Origin of the sequence: Leifsonia xyli subsp. cynodontis, assembly GCF_050632205.1 — a bacterium.
GTDB lineage: Bacteria > Actinomycetota > Actinomycetes > Actinomycetales > Microbacteriaceae > Leifsonia > Leifsonia xyli_D.
The window spans coordinates 2,835,443-2,859,557 of the sequence record NZ_CP192578.1 but is presented as its reverse complement, the minus strand read 5'-3'; the positions used below and the strand labels follow the sequence as shown (position 1 = coordinate 2,859,557).

Annotated in this window: 23 protein-coding genes; 19 read left to right on the top strand and 4 right to left on the bottom strand. The window is 67.9% G+C overall.

Annotated elements, in window-relative coordinates; genetic code table 11:
• The first annotated feature begins 176 nt into the window (after positions 1-176).
• Positions 177-323: a hypothetical protein gene (locus tag ACQ86M_RS14165; protein WP_431245936.1), complete on the top strand. Its 147-nt coding sequence runs from the start codon at positions 177-179 to the stop codon at positions 321-323.
• Positions 324-972: 649 nt separating this feature from the next.
• Positions 973-2,118: a Fic family protein gene (locus tag ACQ86M_RS14160; RefSeq protein WP_431245935.1), complete on the top strand. Its 1,146-nt coding sequence runs from the start codon at positions 973-975 to the stop codon at positions 2,116-2,118.
• 380 nt (positions 2,119-2,498) lie between these two features.
• Here ACQ86M_RS14160 and ACQ86M_RS14155 read toward each other — a convergent pair whose 3' ends face one another.
• Positions 2,499-4,214: a chloride channel protein gene (locus tag ACQ86M_RS14155; protein WP_431245934.1), complete on the bottom strand. Its 1,716-nt coding sequence runs from the start codon at positions 4,212-4,214 to the stop codon at positions 2,499-2,501.
• Positions 4,215-4,335: 121 nt separating this feature from the next.
• Here ACQ86M_RS14155 and ACQ86M_RS14150 point away from each other — a divergent pair, with 121 nt between their 5' ends.
• The 4 genes from ACQ86M_RS14150 to ACQ86M_RS14135 all read left to right on the top strand — a co-directional run bounded on the left by ACQ86M_RS14150 (position 4,336) and on the right by ACQ86M_RS14135 (position 8,306).
• Positions 4,336-4,806, top strand: coding sequence for a MarR family winged helix-turn-helix transcriptional regulator (locus ACQ86M_RS14150; protein WP_431245933.1), 471 nt, complete (start codon positions 4,336-4,338; stop codon positions 4,804-4,806).
• Positions 4,807-4,905: 99 nt separating this feature from the next.
• The gene (locus ACQ86M_RS14145) at positions 4,906-6,084 is read left to right on the top strand and encodes an FAD-binding domain (protein ID WP_431245932.1); all 1,179 of its coding nucleotides are present in this window, start codon (positions 4,906-4,908) and stop codon (positions 6,082-6,084) included.
• Between the two features lie 117 nt (positions 6,085-6,201).
• Positions 6,202-6,975: a DUF4396 domain-containing protein gene (locus ACQ86M_RS14140; protein WP_431219288.1), complete on the top strand. Its 774-nt coding sequence runs from the start codon at positions 6,202-6,204 to the stop codon at positions 6,973-6,975.
• Positions 6,976-7,214: 239 nt separating this feature from the next.
• Positions 7,215-8,306, top strand: coding sequence for an AI-2E family transporter (locus ACQ86M_RS14135; RefSeq protein WP_431245931.1), 1,092 nt, complete (start codon positions 7,215-7,217; stop codon positions 8,304-8,306).
• A 32-nt stretch (positions 8,307-8,338) separates the two neighbouring features.
• Here the strand turns inward: ACQ86M_RS14135 and ACQ86M_RS14130 are convergent, their stop codons facing one another.
• From ACQ86M_RS14130 to ACQ86M_RS14120, 3 genes are all read right to left on the bottom strand, one after another.
• On the bottom strand, positions 8,339-9,325 hold the full coding sequence (locus ACQ86M_RS14130) for an AraC family transcriptional regulator (protein ID WP_431245930.1): 987 nt from the start codon (positions 9,323-9,325) through the stop codon (positions 8,339-8,341).
• 509 nt (positions 9,326-9,834) lie between these two features.
• Complete coding sequence (locus ACQ86M_RS14125) at positions 9,835-10,479, bottom strand: DUF1345 domain-containing protein (protein ID WP_431245929.1); 645 nt, start codon at positions 10,477-10,479, stop codon at positions 9,835-9,837.
• A gap of 73 nt (positions 10,480-10,552) precedes the next feature.
• Complete coding sequence (locus ACQ86M_RS14120; protein WP_431245928.1) at positions 10,553-11,707, bottom strand: glutathione-independent formaldehyde dehydrogenase; 1,155 nt, start codon at positions 11,705-11,707, stop codon at positions 10,553-10,555.
• A 267-nt stretch (positions 11,708-11,974) separates the two neighbouring features.
• On the opposite strand from ACQ86M_RS14120, the gene ACQ86M_RS14115 reads away from it, so the two are divergent.
• The 13 genes from ACQ86M_RS14115 to ACQ86M_RS14055 all read left to right on the top strand — a co-directional run bounded on the left by ACQ86M_RS14115 (position 11,975) and on the right by ACQ86M_RS14055 (position 23,899).
• Positions 11,975-12,157 carry a helix-turn-helix domain-containing protein gene (locus tag ACQ86M_RS14115; RefSeq protein WP_431245927.1) on the top strand — a complete coding sequence of 61 codons (183 nt, stop codon included), beginning with the start codon at positions 11,975-11,977 and terminating at the stop codon, positions 12,155-12,157.
• A 136-nt stretch (positions 12,158-12,293) separates the two neighbouring features.
• Entirely contained in the window at positions 12,294-13,379 is a 1,086-nt protein-coding gene (locus ACQ86M_RS14110) for a nitrilase-related carbon-nitrogen hydrolase (protein WP_431245926.1), read from the top strand.
• Between the two features lie 159 nt (positions 13,380-13,538).
• The gene (locus ACQ86M_RS14105) at positions 13,539-14,612 is read left to right on the top strand and encodes a sugar ABC transporter substrate-binding protein (protein WP_431219281.1); all 1,074 of its coding nucleotides are present in this window, start codon (positions 13,539-13,541) and stop codon (positions 14,610-14,612) included.
• Between the two features lie 100 nt (positions 14,613-14,712).
• The gene (locus ACQ86M_RS14100; RefSeq protein WP_431245925.1) at positions 14,713-15,375 is read left to right on the top strand and encodes an ATP-binding cassette domain-containing protein; all 663 of its coding nucleotides are present in this window, start codon (positions 14,713-14,715) and stop codon (positions 15,373-15,375) included.
• Positions 15,306-16,220 carry an ATP-binding cassette domain-containing protein gene (locus tag ACQ86M_RS14095; RefSeq protein WP_431247895.1) on the top strand — a complete coding sequence of 305 codons (915 nt, stop codon included), beginning with the start codon at positions 15,306-15,308 and terminating at the stop codon, positions 16,218-16,220. The genes ACQ86M_RS14100 and ACQ86M_RS14095 overlap by 70 nt, the downstream gene beginning before the upstream one ends.
• A 51-nt stretch (positions 16,221-16,271) precedes the next feature.
• Complete coding sequence (locus ACQ86M_RS14090; protein ID WP_431245924.1) at positions 16,272-16,718, top strand: ABC transporter permease; 447 nt, start codon at positions 16,272-16,274, stop codon at positions 16,716-16,718.
• Positions 16,718-17,338, top strand: coding sequence for an ABC transporter permease (locus ACQ86M_RS14085; RefSeq protein ID WP_431245923.1), 621 nt, complete (start codon positions 16,718-16,720; stop codon positions 17,336-17,338). Before ACQ86M_RS14090 ends, ACQ86M_RS14085 begins: the two co-directional genes overlap by 1 nt.
• Before the next feature lie 55 nt (positions 17,339-17,393).
• Positions 17,394-18,383 carry a LacI family DNA-binding transcriptional regulator gene (locus ACQ86M_RS14080; RefSeq protein ID WP_431245922.1) on the top strand — a complete coding sequence of 330 codons (990 nt, stop codon included), beginning with the start codon at positions 17,394-17,396 and terminating at the stop codon, positions 18,381-18,383.
• Positions 18,384-18,417: 34 nt separating this feature from the next.
• Positions 18,418-19,359, top strand: a complete 942-nt coding sequence (locus ACQ86M_RS14075) for an aldo/keto reductase (RefSeq protein ID WP_431245921.1) — start codon at positions 18,418-18,420, stop codon at positions 19,357-19,359.
• A 42-nt stretch (positions 19,360-19,401) separates the two neighbouring features.
• Positions 19,402-21,051 carry a GMC family oxidoreductase gene (locus ACQ86M_RS14070; protein WP_431245920.1) on the top strand — a complete coding sequence of 550 codons (1,650 nt, stop codon included), beginning with the start codon at positions 19,402-19,404 and terminating at the stop codon, positions 21,049-21,051.
• 34 nt (positions 21,052-21,085) lie between these two features.
• Positions 21,086-21,802: a gluconate 2-dehydrogenase subunit 3 family protein gene (locus tag ACQ86M_RS14065; RefSeq protein WP_431219275.1), complete on the top strand. Its 717-nt coding sequence runs from the start codon at positions 21,086-21,088 to the stop codon at positions 21,800-21,802.
• A gap of 108 nt (positions 21,803-21,910) precedes the next feature.
• Positions 21,911-22,897, top strand: a complete 987-nt coding sequence (locus tag ACQ86M_RS14060; RefSeq protein ID WP_431221495.1) for a LacI family DNA-binding transcriptional regulator — start codon at positions 21,911-21,913, stop codon at positions 22,895-22,897.
• A gap of 138 nt (positions 22,898-23,035) precedes the next feature.
• The gene (locus tag ACQ86M_RS14055) at positions 23,036-23,899 is read left to right on the top strand and encodes an alpha/beta fold hydrolase (protein WP_431245919.1); all 864 of its coding nucleotides are present in this window, start codon (positions 23,036-23,038) and stop codon (positions 23,897-23,899) included.
• Positions 23,900-24,115 lie beyond the last annotated feature (216 nt).

Below are 24,115 nucleotides of genomic sequence, written 5' to 3'. Positions count from 1 at the left end.
GCACCGTCTCACCTACGACATTTTCGCGTGATGTCCGTTGCCGGATTTTCCCGGTTTGCCATGCGACCTGGTTTACACGCGACCCCTGTTTATCCGGGCGCGGCGAGGTGCTCCACTGAATGTAAAACTGACGGAGGTTGTTGACAGTCGGGTCTTCCACTTGGGAGGAAGACTGCATGACGAAAGCACTCTCCGCTGCAGCTCAGCGGGCGATCGAGCGGCGGGCGAATCACAAGCTCGCGTTGCTCCGGCATGTCGAGGAAGTCAGCGGCAACATCGCCCCCAGCTGCCGCTACTACGGCGTGAGCCGGTTTGCCCGTTAAGCCCGCGCCACTGCCGGGATCTGGCGATGGTCGAGCCCCCGCAATCGGTTGATACGCTCGTCAATGAATCAGCGTCGGTGGCGTCGAACCGGCGCATGATTGAGCCTCTCCAAGCAGTTCTTGCGCGGCGATGAGCGTCTCGCGGGCCACGCGGTTCGGCCGGAATGGACGACAGTCGGCTCACGCGTGCTGACTGCCCCTGGGCAGCCGCTGAGTGTGGTGATTTGGAGCATGCGGCCAAATCACCGAGGTCGGCTCGGCTCTGTGGCGTTATAGCGGTTAGAAGTCGTTATCGATGATGGCAGCGCTGGTGCCATTGGTAAATGAGCGCGCCGGAAAGGCATCCTTTGGGACCTGCTAAGGAAGGAGGGCATTTCGATGCCGTATAGCGCACCCTAGTGGGCTTTCGATTCGTCCTCATTGTGGGGAAGAAGACCTCGCAGCAACTCTGCTCCTACAGCAGCAAGAAAAGCCGCAGGAATTGGGAGCGCAAATGGTCGAAAGTAAGCCGGCGCTGAAGTCAATGTCAAAAACGGAAGTGATCGTGTGATAATTGTGCGAATCAACGTCGCTGCAAATAACTCGGGCTAACCAGGACTTTCTGCCGCAACAGATAAAATGGCGGCAAATCGAATCGAAAATCGGAGAAATGGAAGAGATCAATTACCCGCGGTTCGATTTCGACTCAGAGCTCAGCAGAGCGGTCATCAACCTAGAGCGCGCGCGTGCGGAGCTTGACTTCGGGTCCACGCCACCGATCGTATTCTTCCAGCTCAAAGAACTGTTCGAACTGCTCACCAGCATCATGTCTGCACGCATCGAAGGAAACCGGACGTCGTTGCTGGACGCTGTCGCCGGAGCGATGGAGGGACGCAACCCGCAGAGCACACCGTCTGAGGGTGTTGAGGAGATCCTCAAGATTCAAAAGGCGATGGCGTTCGTTGAAGAGCACGCCAGCGACGGGCCGCTCACGCACTTGTTCATCCGAGAGCTTCACCGCATGGTGGTCGACGGGCTGCGCCGGGAGGGTGACCGGACTCCGGGAGCGTATCGGCTCGGGGAAGTCACCATCGGGCAGGCGGAGCACCGACCGCCTTTCCCTTCCGATGTGCTCACCGACATGACTAAGCTTCTGGACTTCGCGAACGAGGAAGTAGAACCGCACAAGCAGTTGCTTCAGTCCGCGATTGTCCATCATCGCTTCCTCTGGATTCACCCCTTCGGGAACGGCAACGGCCGAGTAGCCCGGCTGCTGACCTATGCCATGCTCATCCGGCAGGGATTCATCTCGACGACTAGCTATCGGGCAGTCAACCCGACGGCTGTATTCGGAGCAGACCGCACTGGATACTACGACAACCTCGCACGAGCCGATCGTCTCGACAACGACGGGCTCATCGCTTGGTGCACCTACGTTCTCAATGGGTTGAACACCGACTTGGAGCGGTTGCGGTCGCTCCGTGACAACGCCTTCGTCACCAATGAACTGCTGCGGCCGGCAATCGACAGACTCCACGACGCGGGCCGAATAGCGAAACGTGAGCGAAACGCGCTGCGGATTGTCGCCGACAAATCGACGGTCCGTGCTGGAGACTTGGAGTCAGCGTTCCCCGGGGCCCCCGCCAACCGAAGCCACGCGATCCGCAGGCTACTCGACCGGGGCCTGCTCACGTATGCTGACGGACCGCGCAGCTATCGGTTGGTGTTTGCACCTAGCGATCTCACGGTGCACCTGATTTACCAGCTAGACCGGGTGGGGTTCCTGCCCACAATCCTCCGCGACAACGTCACGTGAGCGGAGCCACAGTCGAGGGAGCCCTATTCGCGTTGTGCCGACCAAGGCGGGTCGGCCGGGTCAGTTAATCCTTTTCGCATGCGAGCCTACGCGGAGTGTTCGAGAAACCACTTGCGCCGAGTCTCGTCGAGTACGCGAAGAGGAAGACCACCAATTCGCACGTGATGCTGACCCCACAGAAACCCCACAACCGCCGTCATCCGCCACCGACTCATGTCAGCGAACAGCGGCAGAGTTCCGCGGCGCTGCGGGCTTCTCAAGGTCGATTGAGGAGCGCCGTCACGGTTCAAATCCCTCCGTCTCCGCCGATCGAAACCCCCGGAATCCCAGTGATTCCGGTGGTTTTCCGTCGGCGGACCAGCTCCGGCGATCGCCTCGACTCAGCCCGCGGTGGCGCGAAGGATGTCAGTGGGTGCAAGCCAACCGACGAGGATGCCGTTCGCGACGACCGGCGCACCGTCTGTGGCCTCGGCTTCGATGACGCGGCCGAGGACATCGGCGACCGGCGCATCGGCGGACACGATCTGCGCGCTTCCCATGAGTTCGGCCACACGGCGTGTGTTCGCGTCGTCGTCGGTGCGCACGGCTTCGGCTGCATCCGAGGCCGTCAGAATGCCGACGAACTCTCCTGCGTCGTTCACCACGGGTGCGGCTCGCCGGCGGGAGTCGGCCAACCAGGTGATGGCTTCGTGTGCGTCGGCCGATGCATTGAAGGTGGGCGGCGGCGGGGACATGACCGCGGCGACCGGGACGCGGGTGAGCGCGGGGAGTGCGGGCGCGGACAGGTCGACACCGCGGCGGGTGAGTTTGCGGGTGTAGATCGTGTCGCGGCTGAGCAGCCGGGATACGCCGGTGGCGACGATGACGGCCAGCAGCAGCGGGAGGATGATCGTGTATTCGCCGGTGAGCTCGAAGAGGATGATTCCGGCGGTGATGGGCGCCCGGGTCGCCCCGGCGAAAACAGCGGCCATGCCGACCAGGGCGAAGGTCCCCGCCTGCCCGGACAGGCCCGGAATGACCAGCCCGATGGCCTCGCCTGCCGCCGCGCCGAAGGCGGCGCCGATCACGAGGCTGGGGGCGAAGACGCCGCCGGAGCCGCCGATGCCGATGGTGAGGCTGGTGGCCGCCATCTTCGCGACGACGAGCAGCAGGAGGAAACCGATGGTGTACTTCCCGGCCACACTCCCTTCGAGCACGGGGTAGCCGACGCCGTAGAGCTGCGGCATGGCGAAGAGCAGGAGCCCGAGGAGGAGGCCGCCGACGCCGGGGCGCAGCCATTCCGGGCCGCGCCATGCCCAGTCGCACAGGTCTTCGATCGCGTAGAGGATCTTGCTGAAGAGCACGCCGACCGCGCCGGCCAGAAGGCCGAGACCGGCGAACAGCAGGTACTCGCCGGGCCTGGTGACGGTGAAGGTGGGCAGGGCGAGGAAGGGGTGGTCGCCGAAGACGGCCCGACCGACCACGGAGGCCGTGATCGACGAGAGCATCACCGCGGCGAACGAGCGGGTGGCGAAGTCGCGGAGGATCAGCTCCAGGGCGAAGAACACGCCGGCGATAGGGGCGTTGAACGTCGCGGCGATGCCGCCGGCCGCTCCGCAGGCCACGAGGGTGCGAAGCTGCGATTCGGACATGCGGGTGATCCGGCCGAGCGTGGAGCCGAGCGCCGACCCGATCTGCACGATCGGTCCCTCGCGTCCCACGGAGCCGCCGGAGCCGATGGTGATGGCGGAGGCGAGCGCCTTGACGACGGCGACGCGTCCGGGGATGTGTCCTCCGCGCCGGGCGACGGCGTACATGACCTCCGGTACGCCGTGGCCGCGGGCCTCCCTGGCGAAGCGGTGCACGAGCGGCCCGTAGATGAGGCCGCCGACGGCCGGGGCGAGGATGACGAACGCGCCGCCGAGCCACGGGACCCACGGGTTGGCGGGATGGCCCGTCGTTGCGGCGTAGTCCGTCGCGCCGGTGAAGATCATCGTGGCGGTCTGCACCAGCCAGCGGAAGACGACGGCCGCAAGACCTGCGCCGGCGCCGACGACGACCGCCGCGGTGATCAGCGGCGCGGGACTCGCCAGCGCTCGGCGCCACCAGTGCGCCATGCTTGCCTGGGATCCGGTGAGAATTCCGCGGATGCTCGCCGGTATGGCCGACACGGGGCTCCAATCGTGTAGAAGTGCAACTGTTGCAGAAGTGCATCAATAGGGTAACACTGGAGGAACCATGCAGAACCACGGCTTCCCGCACGAGGCGACCGAGGCGACGCTTCGCGCGTCCCGGGCGCTGCTCGGCATCGTCGCGCGGTCGGTGGCCGACGCGCTGGAGCAGGTGACGCTGCCGCAGTTCCGTGTGCTGGTCGTGCTGGCCGGATCGGGGCCGATGCGGATGGGCGCTTTGGCCGCCCGGGTCGGTGCGGTGCCGTCGACATTCAGCCGGACGATCGACCGGATGGTCGACGGTGGCTGGGTGGCGCGCCAGGAGAGCCCGCAGAGCCGCCGCGAGATCCTGGTCGACCTCACCGATGACGGGCGTCGCCTTGTGGACCAGGTCACAGAGCGTCGCCGCCGCCAGGTCGCGTCCGTCCTCACCTCTCTGGGCGCCGAGGAGCAGCAGCAGATCATCGACGCCCTGGAGCTGTTCTCGACGGCTGCGGGCGAGCCCACTCCGGAGGACCTGCTGACGCTGGGACTCTGAGCCCCCGGCCGTGTGGGGACACGGTCTTCACCTCACCAGAAGAGAGATGCGATGACGGATCCCTCGTGTGGTGAGGGGCGAGACGGCGAGGAGGTCGTCATGAAGGTGCTGATCGTTGGAGCCGGGATCGCCGGCCCGACGTTGGCGTACTGGTTGCGCCGCAGCGGGCACGAGCCGGTGCTGCTGGAGTCTGCGCCCGAGCTGCGGCGCGGCGGGTACCTGGTCGACTTCTGGGGTGCCGGCTTCGAGGTCGCCGACCGGATGGGCATCGCAGACCGCGTCCAGGCGGCGGGTTACCGGATGCGGGAGGTGCGCGAGGTCGACGAGCACGGCCGCCGGATCCTGTCACTGGACCCGGTGAAGCTGATCGGCCGGCACGGGGCCCGTTACGTGAGCGTCGGCCGGTCGGATCTGTCCAGGATCATCGTCGACGCGTTGCCGGACGACGTCGAGCTGGTGTTCGGCGACACGGTCGAGGAGCTCCGCGACGAGGGCGACCACGTCGCGGTGCGACTTGCCCGCGGCGGCGACCGGCGTTTCGACCTCGTGGTCGGCGCCGACGGGTTGCACTCCACGGTCCGGCGGCTGGCGTTCGGGCCGGAGTCGGAGTTCGAGCGCAGCCTGGGCATCGCCGTGGCGGTGTTCGACGTCGTCGGCTACCGGCCGCGAGACGAACTGGTCGCGGTCATGCGGACCCAGGTCGGCGCGCAGACGCTGCGGCTGAGCCTCGACGACGACGTCTCGATGTTCGTGTTCACGTTCCGCCATGAGGGTCCGATCCCGCTTGACGATGTCCAGGCTCAGGAGGCGCTGCTCCGCGAACGGCTGGGCGGCCTCGGCTGGGAGGTGCCGGCGATCCTGGCGACGCTGCCGCGGGCGCGCACGTTCTACTGCGACTCAGCCAGCCAGATCCGGATGCCGTCCTGGAGTCGCGGACGGATCGTCCTGGTCGGCGATGCCGCCGCCGCCCCTTCGTTGCTGGCTGGCCAGGGCACGGCGTTGGCGATGATCGAGGCGTACGTGCTGGCGGCGGAACTGCATGCGGCCGGAGGTGACCACGTCGCCGCATTCGCGGCGTACCAGGAGCGGCTGGGCACGTTCATCGGGTCCAAGCAGAAGGGTGCGACCCGGATGGGCGGCGCGTTCGCGCCGCGCAGCCGAGCGCTGCTCCAGCTGCGCAACACGGTGATGCGGCTGATGACGCTGCCCGGCGTGTCGGACCTCGCGGTCGGCCGCAGTCTGTACGACCGGATCGAGCTGCCCGACTTCCGCACGTGAGGCGAATGCGCCGGGATGGCGGATGGCGGATCAGGCCTGCGAGGGGCGGCATCAGCACCGGGACCGGCGGGAGGCATTGCCCCGGAGAGGAGTCGGGGTACCCTAACTGATGCATTCATGCAACAGTTGCAACTCCACACGACTCGCTCTCCCCGACGGAAGGACCCGATCACGCCACCGCTCGCGCACTTCCCCGGCTGGTTCTCCGCCGTCGCGGCGACCTCTCTCGTCATAGGTGTCGCATGCGCGGTCTGGGTGGCGGTCGATGTGATCCGTCACCCGCAGCCGATGCGGGTGATGTCGGTGGTCTGGCCGGTGACCATGCTCTTCGGAGGCCTGCTGGGGCTCGCCTTCTATCTGTCCCGGGGGCGATCGAGCGGCGACCCGGGCGCGGATCGCGACGAGGATGCGCCGATGGCCGTCTCCGTCGCGAAGGGCACCAGCCACTGCGGAGCCGGCTGCGCTCTCGGCGACCTCATAGCGGAATGGTTGGCCTTCGCGATCCCGGCTGTGGCGGTGCTGGGCGGCTGGGGGTGGATCTTCGAGGACAAGATGTTCGCCGTCTGGGTGATCGACTTCGCGCTCGCTTTTGTGATCGGCATCGCCTTCCAATACTTCGCGATCGCGCCGATGCGGAAGCAGAGCGCAGGGCGAAGCCTGCTCGATGCGATCAAGGCGGACGCGGCCTCCATCACGGCATGGCAGATCGGGATGTTCGGCCTCATGGCCCTCATCCAACTGGTGCTGTTCCCCGCCTGGTGCGGCGGGCGCGCGCCGGTCGACTCGCCCGAGTTCTGGTTCGCCATGCAGTGGGCGATGCTCGCGGGCTTCGCCACCAGCTTCCCGGTCAACTGGCTGCTCGTCCGGGCGGGAATCAAGGAGCGGATGTGAATCGCCGAGCGGAAAGGAGACTATGGCCGGCCTGCCGCTCTGGCTGCTGCTGGGGTTCTTCGTGATCGGCGCGATTGCGATGGGCTGACCGCTGCCGCGCAGCACAGGCGCTGGCGTCGGGCAAGCCCGTCTCGGGATGCGGGCCCCGGCGTATGCTCGGGCGACCTATCCCTGGGAGAGTCGCCGTGGCATCGTCTGCTTCCTCGCGCACCGAGCGCGAGTCATCTGTTCCGCGCGGAGTGCGCACAGCATCGGAGTGGGCGTGGCGGCTGCTCGCGATCGCTGCGCTCGCCGGTGTCGTCATCTATCTGGTGTTCACGTTCCACGAGATCGTGGTGCCCGTGCTGGTGGCGCTGCTCATCGCGGCGCTGCTCCAGCCGGCGGTCGCCCTGCTGATGCGGCACCGCTGGCCGAAGTGGGCGGCGATCCTGGTGAGCCTCGTGGTATTCGGGGGTGTGGTCGCCGGTCTCGTCCTGCTCGTCGTGTGGCAGGTGCGCGCGGGGCTCCCTCAGCTCGAGCACCAATCGGCCGCCGCGTTCAGCCGGGCGCGCGATGCTCTCCGGCAGCCGCCGTGGAACGTGACCGACGCCGAGTTCGCCGGCTATGTCCGCAACACCGGCACGCTCGCCCAGAAGGACAGCGGCGTGCTGATCGGCGGCGTTCTCCGCGTCGGCTCCACGACGGGGCGGATTCTCGCCGACACCCTGATCGCGCTCTTCGCGACGATCTTCATCCTCATCGACGGCGCCGGGATCTGGCGGTGGATCACACGGTTGTTCCCCCGCCGCGGCCGGCCGGCCCTTCAGGCCGGAGGGGAGGCCGGGTGGAGCACCCTCACCCGGTTCGTGCGGGTGCAGATCCTCGTCGCTGTCGTCAACGGCGTGGGGATCGGCCTCGTCGCCTTCTTCCTGGGTCTCCCGCTGGCGATCCCGATCGGCGTCATCGTCTTGCTGTTCTCGTTCATCCCCGTGATCGGCGCGATCGTGTCCGGCATCATCGCCGTCCTCATCGCTCTGGTGTTCGCCGGTCCGGTGCAGGCGCTCATCATGCTCGCCGGCGTGCTGTTGGTGCACCTCCTGGAGGCGCACGTCCTGCAACCGCTTCTCGTGGGCGGGGCCGTGAAGGTGCACCCGTTGGCGGTCGTCGTCGGGGTCGCCGCGGGCACCGGCCTGGCGGGAGTCCCGGGCGCGCTGTTCGCGGTGCCGTTGATCGCCGTCGGGAACGCCATGGTCTCCGCCATGGTGCGCGTAGCCAGAGGAAACGATCCCGAGACCGCCGCCCTCGAAGTGGAGGAGGAAGAAGGAGAGACGCCGCGGTCCGGGGCCGCGTGACACGCCGGTCCGGTCGGCCCGGGGGCCCGGTGTCAGGACGACCGCAGCGTCTGCGACGGGTGCTCGCCGAATGCCGTGCGGTACATGGCGGCGAACCTCCCGAGGTGAACGAAGCCCCACCGGGTGGCGGCGTCGGTCACGCTGGCCGTCGCCGGATCGGCTCGCATGAGGTCCTCCCTGACCCTTTCCAGGCGTACCGTGCGGAGGTAGGCCATGGGAGAGGTGTCGAGGGAGCGTCGGAAGCCCTGCTGAAGGCTGCGCGCGCTCACCGCGACCTCGGCGGCGAGCTCGACGACGGTCCACGGGTGCGCCGGGTCGGCCCGGAGGAGATCCACCGCGCGGGCGACCGGCACCGCACCCGGGTCGGCCGCCGGAGCGCGAAGCGCACTCGAGTGGTTGTGCGGCTGAGCGAACAGCAGCGATTGGATGAGCGTCTGCTCCAGCCGCAGCCGTGCCAGTGGGTGCGCCAGCGGTCCGTCCTCCATCGCGGAGGCCTCATCGATCGTCCGCAGCGCCTGCAGCAGCATCCGGCCACCCGGCCCGGTGAGATCGAGTTCGCTCGTGTACTCGAGGGAGCGCACGGACTCCCGGCCGAGCAGGTGCTCCAATTCGAGCTGGAGTTGGGCGCGCGGGATCATGACGGACAGCTGCGAGAACCATGCGCTGCAGTCCAGCCGCACCGGCTTTCCCGGCATGAACACACCCGCAGTACGCGATGTGGCGTGGATCTCCGGCCCGACGCCCGCCCTCATGACCGCGCGGCCGTTGACCGGGATGTCGAGATGGTAGTTCTCGGCCTCCGCCGTCTCGATGCGGACCTCCTCGCGGAACTGCATGAAGCCGCAGGTGACCCGGCCGACATCGAGCGCGTTGAGCGTCATCGCGACAGCGCCCGAGGCCCGTGCCGAGGGGAAATCCACCGGGAGGAACACCCGGGAGAGCGCCTGCCGGGCCTCCTCCACGCCGTCACCCGCTGCCACGCGGCGCGTGGCGAAGAGTTCCCCCGGGTCCCGAAGCATGCCGCGATTGTAAGCAGGTCTCGCGGCGCCACCGAGCCGGGCGGAGGGCGGATCGTTCGCGAAGAGGACACGGGTGTTCGCCTGACGGATAGCCCACCGCCCGGGGCCGACCTAGCGTGGATGCACGGTCGACGTGTCCGACCGACCCATGGGCACGGTGGTCCTCCTCTTCGGGTGGGGAAGGCCACCGTGCCGGCCCGCCCATCCGCCCGCCCGAAGCCGTTGGACCACGATGATCGAGCCGACTCAGCTGACGCGCCCACGTTGGTGCCCTCACTGCGGAGGCCGCATGCGCGTTACTCGCAATCCGTACTACGGAGTCGGTCTCGCCGTCCATCAGCATCTGTCGGATTGCCCGCGGTGCGGTTTCGTCGAATTCCTCCCGGGACCGGCCGCTGGCCCCGTGCCCCCGCCGGTCACGAAGCCTCCGCCCTCGGCATGGCTGGTGCACCAGGTGCGCGCGCTCGCCGCGTGGCTGTTCACCGCACCGCGGTGAGGCTCGGCGAGCGTCAGCCCTGGCCGCCGAGGCTCGTCACCAGGTTGATCGCCACGGCGATCAGCACCGTCCCGAAGAAGTACGACAGGAGAGCGTGCATGAGTGCCTTGCGGCGCGTGCCGATCGCGTTCGGTTCCACCTCCGAGACGCCGTAGGACATGCCGATGGTGAACGCGAGGTAGGCGAAGTCGCTGTAGGTGGGCGGGGACTCCTGGTTGAAGTCGAAGCCGTTCCCGTGATGGTCCACGTAGTACATGCGTGCGTACTTGAACGCGTAGACCGTGTTCACCAGGGCCCAGGCCACGATCGTGCCGATCATGCCCAGGAGCACCAGGACGACCGAGGCCAGGTCCGTACTCCGGTTGCTGGACTGCACGACGGAGACGACGACGGCCGCGATGCTGCCCAGGCACGCGGCGACGATCACGTTGTCCGTGACGTGCGTGGTGGACTCCTCGCGCGCCAAACGCTCGGTGCCGGCGCTGTCCTTCGGCCAGCAGATGCGCCAAACCCAGGCGAGGTCGATGATGCCGGCCGTGCACCATCCGGCCAGTGGGCCGATCCGCGGGTCGACCGCGAGCGCCGCGACGGTTCCCGTCACGACGCCGATCGCCACGCAGATCAACGTGCGGCGGGCGGAGAGAAGCCGTCCTGCCATGGTTGCTCCCGACGGAGGCGGGGTGGACGGCGGCGTCCGGTAGCCCAGGACGCCGCCGTCCGCCGCGCTGCTGTCAGGCGTTCGCCCCGGACGGGTGGAGGATGACCTTCGTCCAGCCGTCGTCGCGGTTGTCGAAGTGCTCGTACGCGTCGGGCGCCTCATCCAGCGAGAGCTCGTGGCTGACGATCCAGGACGGATTCGCCTTGCCCCCGGCGATCATGTCGCGCAGCCGCCGGTTGTACTTCTTCACCGGCGCCTGTCCACTGCCCATCGTCTGTCCGCGGAACCAGAACTGGCCGTAGTCGAACACGACCTCGCCCTGTTTCGCCAGCTCATCCGACGCCCCCGGGTCCTGTGGGATGTACACCCCGACCACCCCGATGGTCCCGGTGAACCGGACGGATTGAACCAGACGGTTGAGCGTCATGTTCGGGTGCTCGTTGCCCTCGACGTCGTGCGCCTGGTAGCCCACGCACTCGCAGCCGTTGTCGGCTCCCAGGCCCATGGTCATCTCGTTGACCGCTTCGACGGGATCCACCTTCGAGTCGTCGATCGGGATGGCGCCGATCTCCTCCACCAGCTTCAGCCGGTCGGGGTGGCGGTCGACGACCATCACCTTGCTCGCCCCCTTGAGGACGGCGGAGTAGGCCGCCATACAGCCGACCGGGCCGGCGCCGTAGATGACCGTCTGGTCGCCGGGCTGCACCCGGGCCATCTCGGTGGCGTGATAGCCGGTCGGGAAGATGTCGGCCAGCATGACGTAGTCCGACTGCTTCTCCGCCGCGTCCTCACCCAGCCGCAGGCAGTTGAAGTCGCCCCACGGCACCCTCAGCAGGTCGGCCTGTCCGCCGGCCCAGGGGCCCATGTCGGCGAACCCGTACGCAGCGCCGGCCCACTCGTCCTTGGGCTGTGCGGTCAGACAGTAGTTCGTGAGTCCGCGCTCGCAGTTCTTGCAGTGGCCGCACGCCACGTTGAACGGCAGGACGACGTACTCGCCCACCTGAACCTTGTCGACGCCGTCACCGACCTCCACCACGCGGCCCAGGTTCTCGTGACCGAACCAGCGTCCGGTCTCGAAGTCTGTGCGGCCCTCGTACATGTGCAGATCCGATCCACAGATGTTGGTCGAGGTGATCTGGACCAGCACGTCCGTGGGCCGCTCGATGCGCGCATCCGGGACATCCTGGACGCTGACCTGACGCGGCCCGTCGTACACCACTGCTCTCATTGTTCTTCCCTCCGTCGAATCGATAGGACGGGGGCGGCGCTCGCTGATCCCGCTCGGGGCGTCGCTCCTCTACCGCACGCAACGTAGGCGGAACTTTTCCGATGGGACCGGGTTGACAATCCTCGACCGCTGCAGCGCGTCCACCGCGCGCACATCGGACAGCCGTGCTCGCTGACCGGATATCCCCGCCGTCCGCTCCCGCTTAGCGTGGACTCGGAGCGAGATGAGATATACCCCGACGCGGTTCGCCGCGTGGCGCGTGTGGAGGTGAGCCGGTCATCGGCCGGAGGGATCTCGTCTCTGAGTACCGATCAGCTCGCCGAGGCGACGGGTCTTCCCCGCTCGACGGTGCTGCGTGCCCGGCTCGCGCTGGTCGAACTCGGACTGGAGGACGTCGTGCCGCATCCACGCGCGACCCTGGCGACCCGGCGCGAACTGCACCACGGCTGACTCTAGGTAAGAGTGCGCTCACTCGTCGCCACGATGTGCACTATCCCCGGGTTTACAGGCCAAAAACTTTCGTTTGACAGATTCTGATAGTGCGCTAACATGGCCAACACGAACCCAAACAACGAAGGAGTTGGACGTGACTGAGCCGTACACAGTCGTAGCGCTGTCGCCGCTGCAGATCCCGATCGTGGAGCCGGAAGACGCGCTGACGAACACCAGGCGCATCATCCAGTTCATGAAGACGGCGGTCGGCGTCGCATCGACCGAGGGCTACCCGGTCAAGCTGGTGGTCATCCCCGAGATGGCGATCCAGGGGATGCACATGGCCTTCCACGCCGGTGATCGCGAATATGAGAAGAAGTTCGCCCGCACCATCCCCGGTCCCGAGACCGACGAGCTCGGCAAGGCCGCTCGTGAGCTGAACACCTACATCGCCGGCGAGCTTTACCTGGTCGCGGACGACGACTTCCCGGACCGGTACTTCAACTGCGCGTTCATGATCAACCCGCAGGGCGAGGTCATCTACCGTCGCGCGAAGGCCACCTCGGACGGATTCGAAGGTGGCACCCTGGGCACCACGAACCCCCACGACCTGTGGGACGAGTGGATCGTCAAGAAGGGCAACGGGAACGTCCTGGACGCGATCTACCCGGTCGCCAAGACCCCGGACATCGGCAACATCGGCTACGTCATCTGCCACGAAGGCGCCTACCCGGAGATCGCGCGCGGCCTCGCCATGAATGGCGCCGAGATCATCATCCGCGCCACGCTCATCGAGCCGCAGACCTCGCAGGGCATGTGGGAGGTCCAGAACAAGGCGCACGCCCTGTTCAACAACGCGATCGTCGTCGCCCCGAACCTCGGTCCGGAGCTCGGCCCGGACGGCGTCATCAACGACCTCTTCGGCGGCCGTTCGATGATCGTCAACCAGCGCGGCAAGATCATCACCGAGACCCCCGGCGTCACGGCGGGCGACACCTTCGTCAGCACGACGATCGACATCGACGCGCTGCGTCGCGACCGTCAGGCGAACGGCGTCTTCAACGGCTTCAAGGACATGCGCACGGAGCAGTACGCGGCCATCTACGAGAAGCCCATCTACCCGAAGAACCAGTACCTCGACGCCCCTCCCGGGGAGGACTGGCTGGCCCGGGAGCGCGCGACCCGCGCCCGCAACATCAAGCTGCTCGAGGAGCGCGGGGTGTTCACCCCGCTCGACTGAGCATTCGGCGGCGGCGTCCCGCGGACATCACGTCCTCCCCATCGGGGCGCCGCCGCCATCCGCTCCATCCCGCACCACAGGCATCACTCGCACCACGGCACCACCCGCCCCACCCCGAAGCAACACCCTGCACCGATCACCTCACAAGGAAGTGGAAACATGATCAGCACCCGTTCCCGAACCATGCTCAAAGTCGCCGGCATCGCGGCGGTCACCGCCGTCCTCTTCACGGGATGCGCGCGCGGCGGAACCGACGGCGCCGCCTCGGCAGACGACAAGAAGACGGGCAAGGGCCTCGTCATCGGCTGGAGCCAGCGCGGCATCAGCGGAAGCGACTGGTGGAAGACCCTCGTCGAGGGCGGCCAGGCCGAGGCCAAGAAGCTCGGCGCGAAGATCCAGCTGCTCGACGCCAACGGCGACACCGTGCGCCAGAACGCCGACGTCCAGACCCTCATCACGAAGAACGTCGACGTCGTGATCATGAACCCCAACGACCCGATCGGCGTGGGCGCCTCGGTCGCCGCCCTGCAGAACGCCGGCGTCCCCCTCGTCACCGTCAACTCCAACCTCGACAAGTCGCTCGTGCAGGACATGTACTGCTACGTCGCCGAGGACCAGGGCTACACGGGGTCCCTCGCGGGCGAGGTGGCGGCCAAGAAGGCCCTCGCCAAGTTCGGCGAGACGGGCGAGATGAAGATCGTCGGCATCGGCGGGTTCCCCGGGGACGTCCTCAGCGACCTCCGCTTCAACGGCTTCATGAAGGGCTGGGAGAAGGTCATGAAGGACCACCCCGGCGTCTCCACGAAGAAGCTCGAGACGAAGTACGGCGAGTGGAAGCCCGACAAGGCCCTCGCTCCCATCCGCGACGTCGCGACGGCGAACCCGGACCTCAAGATCGTCTACAGCATGAGCGACGTCATGCAGGGCGGCATCGAACAGGGCCTCCAGCAGGCGGGCATCTGGGGCGACGGCGTCATCGTCGCCGGCTACGACGGCGGCATGAACGTGGTCAAGGAGATGGTCGACAACCCGACCGGTCCGATGCAGGCGACCGCCTCCAACCAGCCCTGGGATCAGGGCGTCGAGGCCGTGAAGATGGCCGTCGCCGCCTACAACGGCGACACAAAGGCGTGCCCGAAGAAGGAGGTCTTCATCAAGACCACCGTCGTCACGCCGGAGAACGCCAAGGACTACTACAAGCCCAGCGACACCTACGTCCGGGCGAACGACTAGGCGCTCTCGCGCTATCAGCAGCCGCCGCTGCGCCCGATGTCATCGGTTCGGGCGCAGCGGCCGGCTCCACCGCACACGTCACGAGGAAGTGCAGAGAAACATGGACGAGCTTCAGCTCGAGGGCATCACCAAGGGCTACCTGGGCGTCCAGGCGCTCAAGGGGGTCAGCTTCTCGGTCAAGCGCGGGAGCATCCACGCGCTCGCCGGACAGAACGGCGCCGGCAAGTCGACGCTCGTCAAGATCCTCTCCGGCGCCGAGACCCCGGACGGCGGTACCATCCGCCTGGGCGGCGAGGTCATGCGGTTCAAGGAACCGACGGATGCGCAGGCCGCCGGCATCCACACCATCTACCAGGAGCTGAGCCTCGTGCCGTCGCTGTCGGTGGCGGAGAACATCTTCCTCGGCACGCTCCCCACCAAGGGCGCCGTCGTCGACTGGAACGCCATGCAGGCCCAAGCGCGAGATGCCCTCGCGCGGGTCGGATTCGACCTCGACGTGCGGCAGCCGGTCTCCAGTTTCTCGGTGGCGGAGCAGCAGGCGGTCGAGCTGGCCAAGGCCCTCCACAAGGATGCGCGCGTGCTGCTGCTCGACGAGCCCACCTCCACGCTCCCCTCCCGGACGTGGAGCGGCTGTTCACCGTGCTGCGCCGCCTGGCGGCCGAGGGCGTCACGCTCCTCTACATCTCGCACCGCATGGACGAGTTGTACAGCCTGTGCGATGCGGTCACCGTCCTGCGCGACGGCGTCACCGCGGCCAACCTGAGCACCGCCGAGTCGAAGCCGGCCGACGTGGTGACGGCGATGGTCGGCAAGAGCCTCGAGGGCTCGATCGCGGATGCGGCCCTGCGCGGCGAGCGCAGCCCCCGCCTCGGAGCCGGGCGCACCGACACCGTCCTCCTCTCGGCCCGCGGGCTGGGCGAGGACGACCGGGTCGCCGACATCGACTTCGACCTCTACCAGGGTGAGGTGCTCGGCATCGCCGGCCTCATCGGCTCCGGCCAGTCCGAGCTGGCCAGCCTGCTGGCCGGCGCCCGCCGGAAGACCGACGGCGAGCTGCGGATGGACGACAAGAAGGTCGACTTCGCCTCACCCCGCGATGCCATCCGCCGCGGCATCGGCCTCCTCCCGCAGGACAGGAAGGCGCAGGGCTTCATCCCGGAGATGGGCGTCGCCGGCAACATCACCCTGGCGAGCATGCCGATGTTCAGCCGGCTCTCGGTGATCGACGGCAAGCGCGAGAAGCGCGCGGCCCAGGACATGGTGACCCGGCTCGGCATGAAGGTCTCCAGCGTCAACCAGCCGATGAAGACGCTCAGCGGCGGGACGCAGCAGAAGGGCATCCTCGCCCGCTGGCTGGTGCGCTCGTCGCGCCTCCTCATCTGCGACGAGCCGACCCGCGGGGTCGACGTCGGAGCCAAGGAGGACATGTACGAGCTGATCCGCGACTTCGCCCGGTCGGGCGGGACCGTGGTCATCGCGAGCTCCGAGATCTCCGAGGCGATGATGTGCGACCGCGTGCTGGTGATGGCGCGCGGCCGCGTCGTCGCCGAGTTCGACCACGACGAGATCGACCCCCAGGGGCAGCGGATCCTCCAGCTGCTGGCCTGAGCCGTCCTCACCCCAGAACACCTCTGACAGAACCCAACGACGGGAAAGACAATGTCGAACAAGACCCTCCAAGAGCCGGCGCAGTCCGCCGGGACCTCCCCGGCCGCGCCCACGCGATCCACGTGGGGTGGCGTGGCCAAGCGCCTGCTTCCCAAGAGCTACCTGCTGCTCGTGCTCGTCGTGATCATCGTGATCGGCTACTACGTCTCGGGCGACTTCCTGACGCTGCGGAACGCGGAGAACGTGATCGCGGCGGCATCCATCGTGGCGGTGCTGGCGGTCGGTCAGTTCTTCGTCATCCTGACGGGAGGCATCGACCTGTCGGTGGGCTCCATCCTGGCGATGTCGACCGTCATCGTCGCCCTCACCCTGCAGGCGGGCATGGCGACCGGGCTCTCCGTCGCGTTCACGCTGTTCTGCTGCGGGGTCGCCGGACTGATCAACGGGCTCCTGGTGGTCTGGTTGCGGATCCCCCGTTCATCGCGACTCTCGCGATGATGAGCGCGGTCAAGGGCTTCAGCTACATCATCCAGTCGACGAGCCTCATCCAGATCACCGATCAGACCTTCATCGACCTGTTCGCCCGCGGCACCAGCCTCGGCCTGCAGAACCCGGTCATGATCTTCCTCATCGTGATGATCCTCGCGGCGCTCGTGGCGAAGTTCACGACCTTCGGCCGCTCGCTGTACGCGATCGGCGGCAACCCGGAGGCCGCGCGCCTCTCGGGCCTCCCCGTCGCCCGCAACCTCATCATCACGTACACGATGTCGGGCCTCCTGGCGGGCCTCGCCGGCCTGATCGCGGCCGCCCAGCTGCGGCAGGGCAGCTCGCTCATCGGCGTCGGCTACGAGCTGGATGCGATCGCGGCGGTCGTGGTCGGCGGCGCCTCGCTCATGGGCGGCAAGGGCGACCCGATCAGCGCGGTCATCGGTGTGTTCGTGCTCGCCACGATCATCAACGTCATGAATCTGGTCGGCATCTCGTCGGAGCCGCAGCTGGTCATCAAGGGCGCCGTGATCGTCATCGCCGTCTTCCTCTCCAGCGCGGGAGGCGTGCAGCGGATCTCCGGCTTCTTCCGATCGCACTTCGGGCGCCGGACCGCCCGGGCAGCGAGCTGAGACCGTGTCGGCACCATCGAGGAACGACAAGCAGACGACGACTCGCGGTGCCAGGATGATCGATGTCGCACGGCTGGCGGGGGTCTCCCAGCAGACCGTCTCCCGCGTCGTCAACGGAAGCCCGAATGTGGCACCGGACGTCCGGGACCGGGTGGAGACCGCCATCCAGCAGCTGCGCTATCGCCGCAATCCCGCCGCACGGGCCCTGGCCAACGGCCGGACCATGAACATCGGGATCGTCAGCTTCGGCCTCGCCCAGTACGGTCCGTCCGTCGCCCTCAGCGGGATCGCGGACGAGGCGAGGAAGGCGGGCTACGCCACCAACCTCGTCACCCTGGGCGACGTGGACCGCGCAGGGATGAAAGCGGCCCTCGAACATCTGGTCGAGGACTCGGTCGACGGGATCGTCGTCCTGGCCCCGGTGCAGGCGGCCCTCGAAGCCATCACCGGACTGGACGCCGGCGTTCCGCTGGTCGTGTTCGAGCCGGGGGCGGCGGAGGGCACGCGGAGCGTCGCGACCGACGAGGTCGCCGGGGCCGAGCTCGCGACTCGGCACCTGCTGGAATTGGGACACGAAACGGTCTGGCAGGTCGCCGGTCCCAGCGGCTGGCTGGGCAGCGACGCTCGGATCCGAGGCTGGGCCAGAACCCTCGCATCGGCGGGTCGGGTGACCAACCGAGCGTTCGTCGGCGACTGGTCCACCCGCTCGGGATACCACGCCGGATGCGAGATCGCGGGCAACCCGACCATCACGGCGGTGTTCGTCGCCAACGACCAGATGGCCCTCGGCATGGTCAAGGCGCTCGCCGACGCGGGCCTCCGGGTGCCGGAGGACGTCAGCGTCGTCGGCTTCGATGACGTCCCCGAGGCGCCGTACTACCGGCCGGCCCTCACCACGGTCCGCCTCGACTTCGAAGAGGTCGGGCGCCTGGCGGTCGACCGCATCCTGCACCTGATGCGCGGCGGCGAGGCCGACCCTCTGCCGCGGGTGAGTCCGACGCTCATCGTGCGGCAGAGCACGGCGCCACCCTCACGAACCCCGTAAGACAACCGAACAGCTGAAAGAAAGCGAAAGCGCAATGACTACCAAACAACTCGGGCGCACCGGGCTGACCGTCTCCGACGTCTGCGTCGGGACCAGCGCCCTCGGCAGCTTCCCCGCGCAGTACGGCTATGAAGTGGACACCGAGACCGCGGTCGCGACCATCCGGCGCGTCTTCGAGGGCCCGTTCACCTTCATCGACACCTCCAACGAGTACGGAGGCGGCGACAGCGAGAAGCGCATCGGGCAGGCCATCCGCGAGAACGGCGGGGTTCCGGAGGGCTACCTGGTAGCCACCAAGGTGGACCCGATCCCGGGCACCACCGACTTCTCGGGCGACCGGGTGCGTCGCTCCGTAGAGGAGAGCCTCGAGCGCCTCGGCCTCGATCACCTCCCGCTCGTCTACCTCCACGACCCCGAGAAGATCAGCTTCGAGGAGGGCGTCGCCCCCGGCGGCCCGCTCGAGGCGCTGATCGACCTGCGCGACCAGGGTGTGATCGGCCACCTCGGCGTCGCGGGCGGCCCGATCGACCTCGAGCTGCAGTACCTCGCCACCGAGGCGTTCGACGCCGTGATCAGCCACAACCGGTTCACCCTGGTCGACCAGTCCGCGGAGCCGCTCCTCGACGACGCGCAGGCCCGCGGGGTCGCCTTCGTGAACGCAGCGCCCTTCGGCGGTGGGATGCTCGTGAAGGGCCCGGATGCGGTCCCCACCTACTGCTACGGCCCCGTCGCGGACGACGTGCTGGAGCGCGTGCGCCGGATGGAGGCGCTGTGCGTCGAGCACGGCGTCCCGCTCGCGGCCGCGGCGCTGCAGTTCTCGCTGCGCGATCCGCGCGTCACCTCCACGATCGTCGGCATGTCCGAGCCCAAGCGGGTCGCTCAGACGGTGGAGCTCGCCGAGTTCGACATCCCCGAGGCGCTGTGGGACGAGCTGCTCCCGATCGCGCGCCTGGGCCGCGCCGGGGTGCTCGCCTAGGCGACGCATCCCCCAACAGAACGTCACAAGGAAGGACAGACAATGACCACCCTCAAGAACCCCGAGCCGGTCGACGTCGTGATCGCCGGCGCCGGCGCCGGCGGGGCGACCGCCGCCAAAGTGCTGACCGAGGCGGGCCTCCGCGTCGTCGGCCTGGAGCGCGGCCCGTGGCTGAAGCCCGAGCACGCCTCCGGTGACGAGCTCAAGTTCCTGAACCGCAACTTCATCTGGCAGGACCCCAAGCTCAAGCCCCGTACCTACCGCCAGAACGACAGCGAGGAAGCCGTCATCACGAACTTCTCGGCGACGCCGCAGGTCGTCGGCGGCGGCACCACGCACTGGGGCGGCATGGTTCCCCGGATGACGGAGAACGACTTCCGTCTCCGTTCGATCCACGGCGACGTCGAGGGCGCGAGCTTGGTCGACTGGCCGATCACGTACGACGACCTCGAGCCGTACTACACGCGAGTGGAGTGGGAGTTCGGCACCTCCGGGCTCGGGGGCGCCAACCGCTGGGAGGGCCGCCGCAGCCGCGACTACCCGACCAAGCCTGCGCCACTCAGCCAGATCGGCCGCAAGTTCGCGACCGCGATGAACAAGATGGGCCACAGCACGTTCCCGATGCCGCAAGGCATGGTGACCGAGCCGTACCGCGGCCGCAAGCCGTTCAGCGAGAACGGGTTCTGGCAGCAGTACCCGGACCCGGGCAACGGCAAGTCCTCGACACTGATCAGCTTCATCCCGGACGCCATCAACACCGGGCTCTACGACCTGCGGTCCGACTGCTACGTCAGCGAGATCCTCGTAGACGGGACCGGCAAGGCGACCGGTGTGCGCTACCAGGACGAGAACGGCAACGAATTCGTGCAGAATGCGAAGGCCGTCATCGTCTGCGGCGGTGGCATCGAGACCCCGCGTCTGCTGCTGATGTCGAAGTCCGCGCTGTTCCCGGACGGTCTGGGCAACGGCAGCGGTCAGGTCGGCAAGAACGCCACCTTCCACCAGTACTCGTTCTCGGTCGGGCTCTTCGACAAGGAGCTGCACGACCCGCTGTACGGCTGGTCGGGCCATTACATGAACCTGTGCTCGTTCGACTTCTACGAGACGGACGAGTCGCGGGGGCACATCCTCGGCTCGCTGATCTTCCCGTCGATGCTGGGACACCCGGTCAACTGGAGCTTCCCCGGCCGCCCGACCTGGGGCCAGGCCGCCAAGGACGCCGACCGCGACCTCTTCAACTACAGCATGAAGATCGGCATCCTGCTCCACGACCTCCCCGTCGAGTCCAACCGTGTGGATCTGGACCCGACCGTGAAGGACGCCTGGGGCCTCCCCGTCGCCCGCATCACCCACACCCCGCACGCCAACGACTTCGCGCAGGAGAAGTGGCAGGTGAAGAAGAACGGCGAGATCCTCGAGGCGGCCGGCGCATCCAAGGTCGTCCCGGTCAACATGGAGCGGATCACCGGCAACACGTCGCACGAGCTCGGCACGGCCCGCATGGGCAACGACCCGGCGACCTCGGTCGTCGACAAGTGGTGCCGCTCGCACGAGGTGCCGAACCTCTACGTGTTCGACGCCAGCTTCTTCCCGACGGCGACCGGCATCAACCCGGCGCTCACCATCATGGCGAACGCCTGGCGTTGCGCCGACCGGATCATCGCCGTGGACCGCCACGGCTGGACCGACTGACATCCACGCGACCTCTAAGGAGACGACGAAGACAATGGGACAGGCAGAATGGGTCACCGTTCCGATCTCGACGCGAGACACGGATGGGCCGCTGTTCTTCACGGAGCACGAGTGGGCGACTGTCGAGGCCGCCACTGCGCGCATCATTCCGACGGACCACCACCCGGGAGCCCGCGAGGCGGGAGTGGTCCGGTTCATCGACCGGATGCTGGCGGGGACGCAGTTCGTCTTCCCCGCGGCTGACGGAAAGGGCTTCCTCCGCATGGAGGCGCTCGAGGAGAAGGCTTGGCAGGAGCGCATCGAGAGCCGCCAGAAGTTCTACCGCGAGGGGATCGTGGAGCTGGACGGGATCGCCGCCGACAAGTTCGGCGCCGACTTCGTCGACCTGGACGACGATCAGCAGGACACCGTCCTGGAGGCCATCTCCCGGAAGGAGAAGCCGGCGAAGTTCGTGTTCGCCGAGTCGGACGGCCAGGGCAGCGGGGGAGCGCCGGCGGGCAACCAGCCGGTCAACGAGGACTTCCTCGAGTTCTTCCCGCTCCTGGTGCTGAACACCCGCCAGGGGTTCTACGGCGACCCGGTCTACGGCGGGAACGACAACCGCGTCGGCTGGCGCGTCATCGGGTTCCCCGGGCCCCCGTCTCTGGCCGCAACGATGGACGGCAGCTACACGACGCTGGAGTACATGATCCCGGAGGCCGAGTGGCCGTACGAGCAGCACCCCGCGGTGCTGCGCTACGGCAACCGCTGAGCCGCCGGCCGATCACGGGACCGGCCGGACGCTGACCAGCGCCCTGCCGGTCCCGGCCATAATTGGGGGATGACGGAGACGAGAACCGGTGCGCCGCGCGCGGCGCGCATGGTCGATGTTGCCCGCCTCGCCGGGGTCTCGCAGCAGACGGTCTCGCGCGTGGTCAACGGTCACAGCAACGTCTCTCCCGAGATCCGGGACCGGGTCGAGGCGGCCATGTCGCAGCTGCGCTACCGCCGCAACTCAGCGGCGCGGGCGCTCGCCACGAGCCGCTCGATGAATCTGGGCGTGCTCAGCTACGCCCTCTCCGTGCACGGCCCCGCGCTCGCGCTGTTCGGCATCGCCGAGGAGGCCCGGCGGAACGGGTACTCCACGAGCCTCGTCAGCGTCGCGGAGGTCGACCAGGCCAGCATCCGGGCGGGTCTCGACTCCCTGGTCGACGGCGGCGTGGACGCCATCGTGGTCCTCGCGCCGATGACGGCGGCGACGGAAGTGCTCCAGCGGCTCGACGCCGACGTGCCCGTGGTGCGTTTCGAACAGGGTTCACCCGCCGGCCCCGCCACGATCTCGATCGACGAGACCCTGGGCGCGCAGCTGGCGACCCGGCACCTGCTCGACCTCGGTCATGAGACCGTCCACTTCGTCGGGGGCCCGGCGGGATGGATGGCCTCCGAGGCGCGTCAACGCGGGTGGCAGACGGAGCTCGCCCTCGCCGGCCGATCCGTCCCGGCCGTGTTCGCATCCGACGACTGGTCGCCGGAGTCGGGCTACCGGGCCGGCCTCGAGATCGCCGCGGACCGATCCATCACCGCCGTGCTGGCCATCAACGACGTGATGGCGCTCGGCGTCATCAAGGCGCTTCACGACCGCGGCATCAGCGTGCCCGAGGACGTGAGCGTGGTCGGTTTCGACGACCGCGACGAGTCTGCCTACTTCCAGCCCGCGCTGACGACCGTCCGGCTGGATTTCACCGAAGTCGGACGTCGGGCGGTGGAGAGCGTGCTCGGCGCCCTGCGGGGCGAGACACCCGCCACCATCCCGCTCATCCAGCCGCAGCTCAAGGTGCGGGACAGCACCGGCGCCCCTGCCAGCTGATTCTTACGGCTGGAATACCGCCCAGATGCACCCGTCGCGCGCCATCCGCTCGCGCGGCATCGGGATGTAGCGGTGCGCGCGCCGCTGCGCGGACCGGCGGAGTGCCGGGCGCTGCCGCATGGCGCAACACTAGGGCAAATGGCAGGGCCGCAACTCATCAGGACGACCGGTGGAGTCGTCGAGACCGTGCACGTGCCGGGCGAGAAGCCTCCGGTGCTGTTCTTTCCCGGAGGACATTGCCGCGCGGCGACGGATTGCGGTTGGAGCCTGTATGCCGACCTGGGGCATGAGGTGCTCTCATTCTCGCGCCCGGGGTATGGCCGCACACGTGTCGGTCGCCTTACCGCTGCCGAGTTCACCCCGCTCGTGGCCGAGGTGTGCGACCAACTCGGCATCGCTTCCGTCGCTGCCGCGGTCGGTGTGTCATTCGGGGGACTGCAGGCCGTGCATGTCGCGGCGAGTCAGCCCCTGGCGGTTCAACGGTTGATTCTGCACAGCTGCGCGCCGTCCAGCCTGAGGTATCCCGACAGCCGGGCTGAAGCCGTCTTCGGGCCGGTGGTGTTCTCCGTGCTGCTCCAGGGCCTGGTGTGGGCGGCGATTCGCGGTGCGGTCCGATGGGATGCGGGACTGCGCATGATGATGTCACCGCTCTCGAACCTGCCCGTGAGTCAGTGGTGGGGTCGGATGAGCGCGGCGGACAAGGAAGAGGCCCGCGGACTGTTCCGGTCCATGCGCTCGGATTTCGGCTTCACGAACGACCTCCGGCAAGGCCATTCCGAAGACGCCGACGTACGACGCGCCGTGATGGAGCGCGTTCGTTGCCCGACGCTTGTTACAGCCTCGCGACACGACGGCGGCGTGTCCTTCGCGCACGCCGTCGACTTCGCTCACATCATTCACGACGCCGAGCTCGTGGAACTCGCCTCGCCGAGCCACCTCTTCTGGATCGGCGCCGAGAGGCCGAAGCTGCTGTCGATACTGCGGTCCTTCGTCGGGAACTGACGGCGACCCCCGAACCCGCAACCTCCTCGCTCAGCGAACAGGCCGGGCGTCCCGGCGGAATAGCGCGGGTCCCGCGGACCGTTGGGGTCCACGTCCCCACACCGAAAGGCAACCCCTCGATGGATCTGTTCTCTCCCGTCTCGCTCGGCGACCTCCGCCTCCCCAACCGCGTCGTCATGGCGCCGCTCACCCGGACGCGCTCCGGCGAGACCGGCA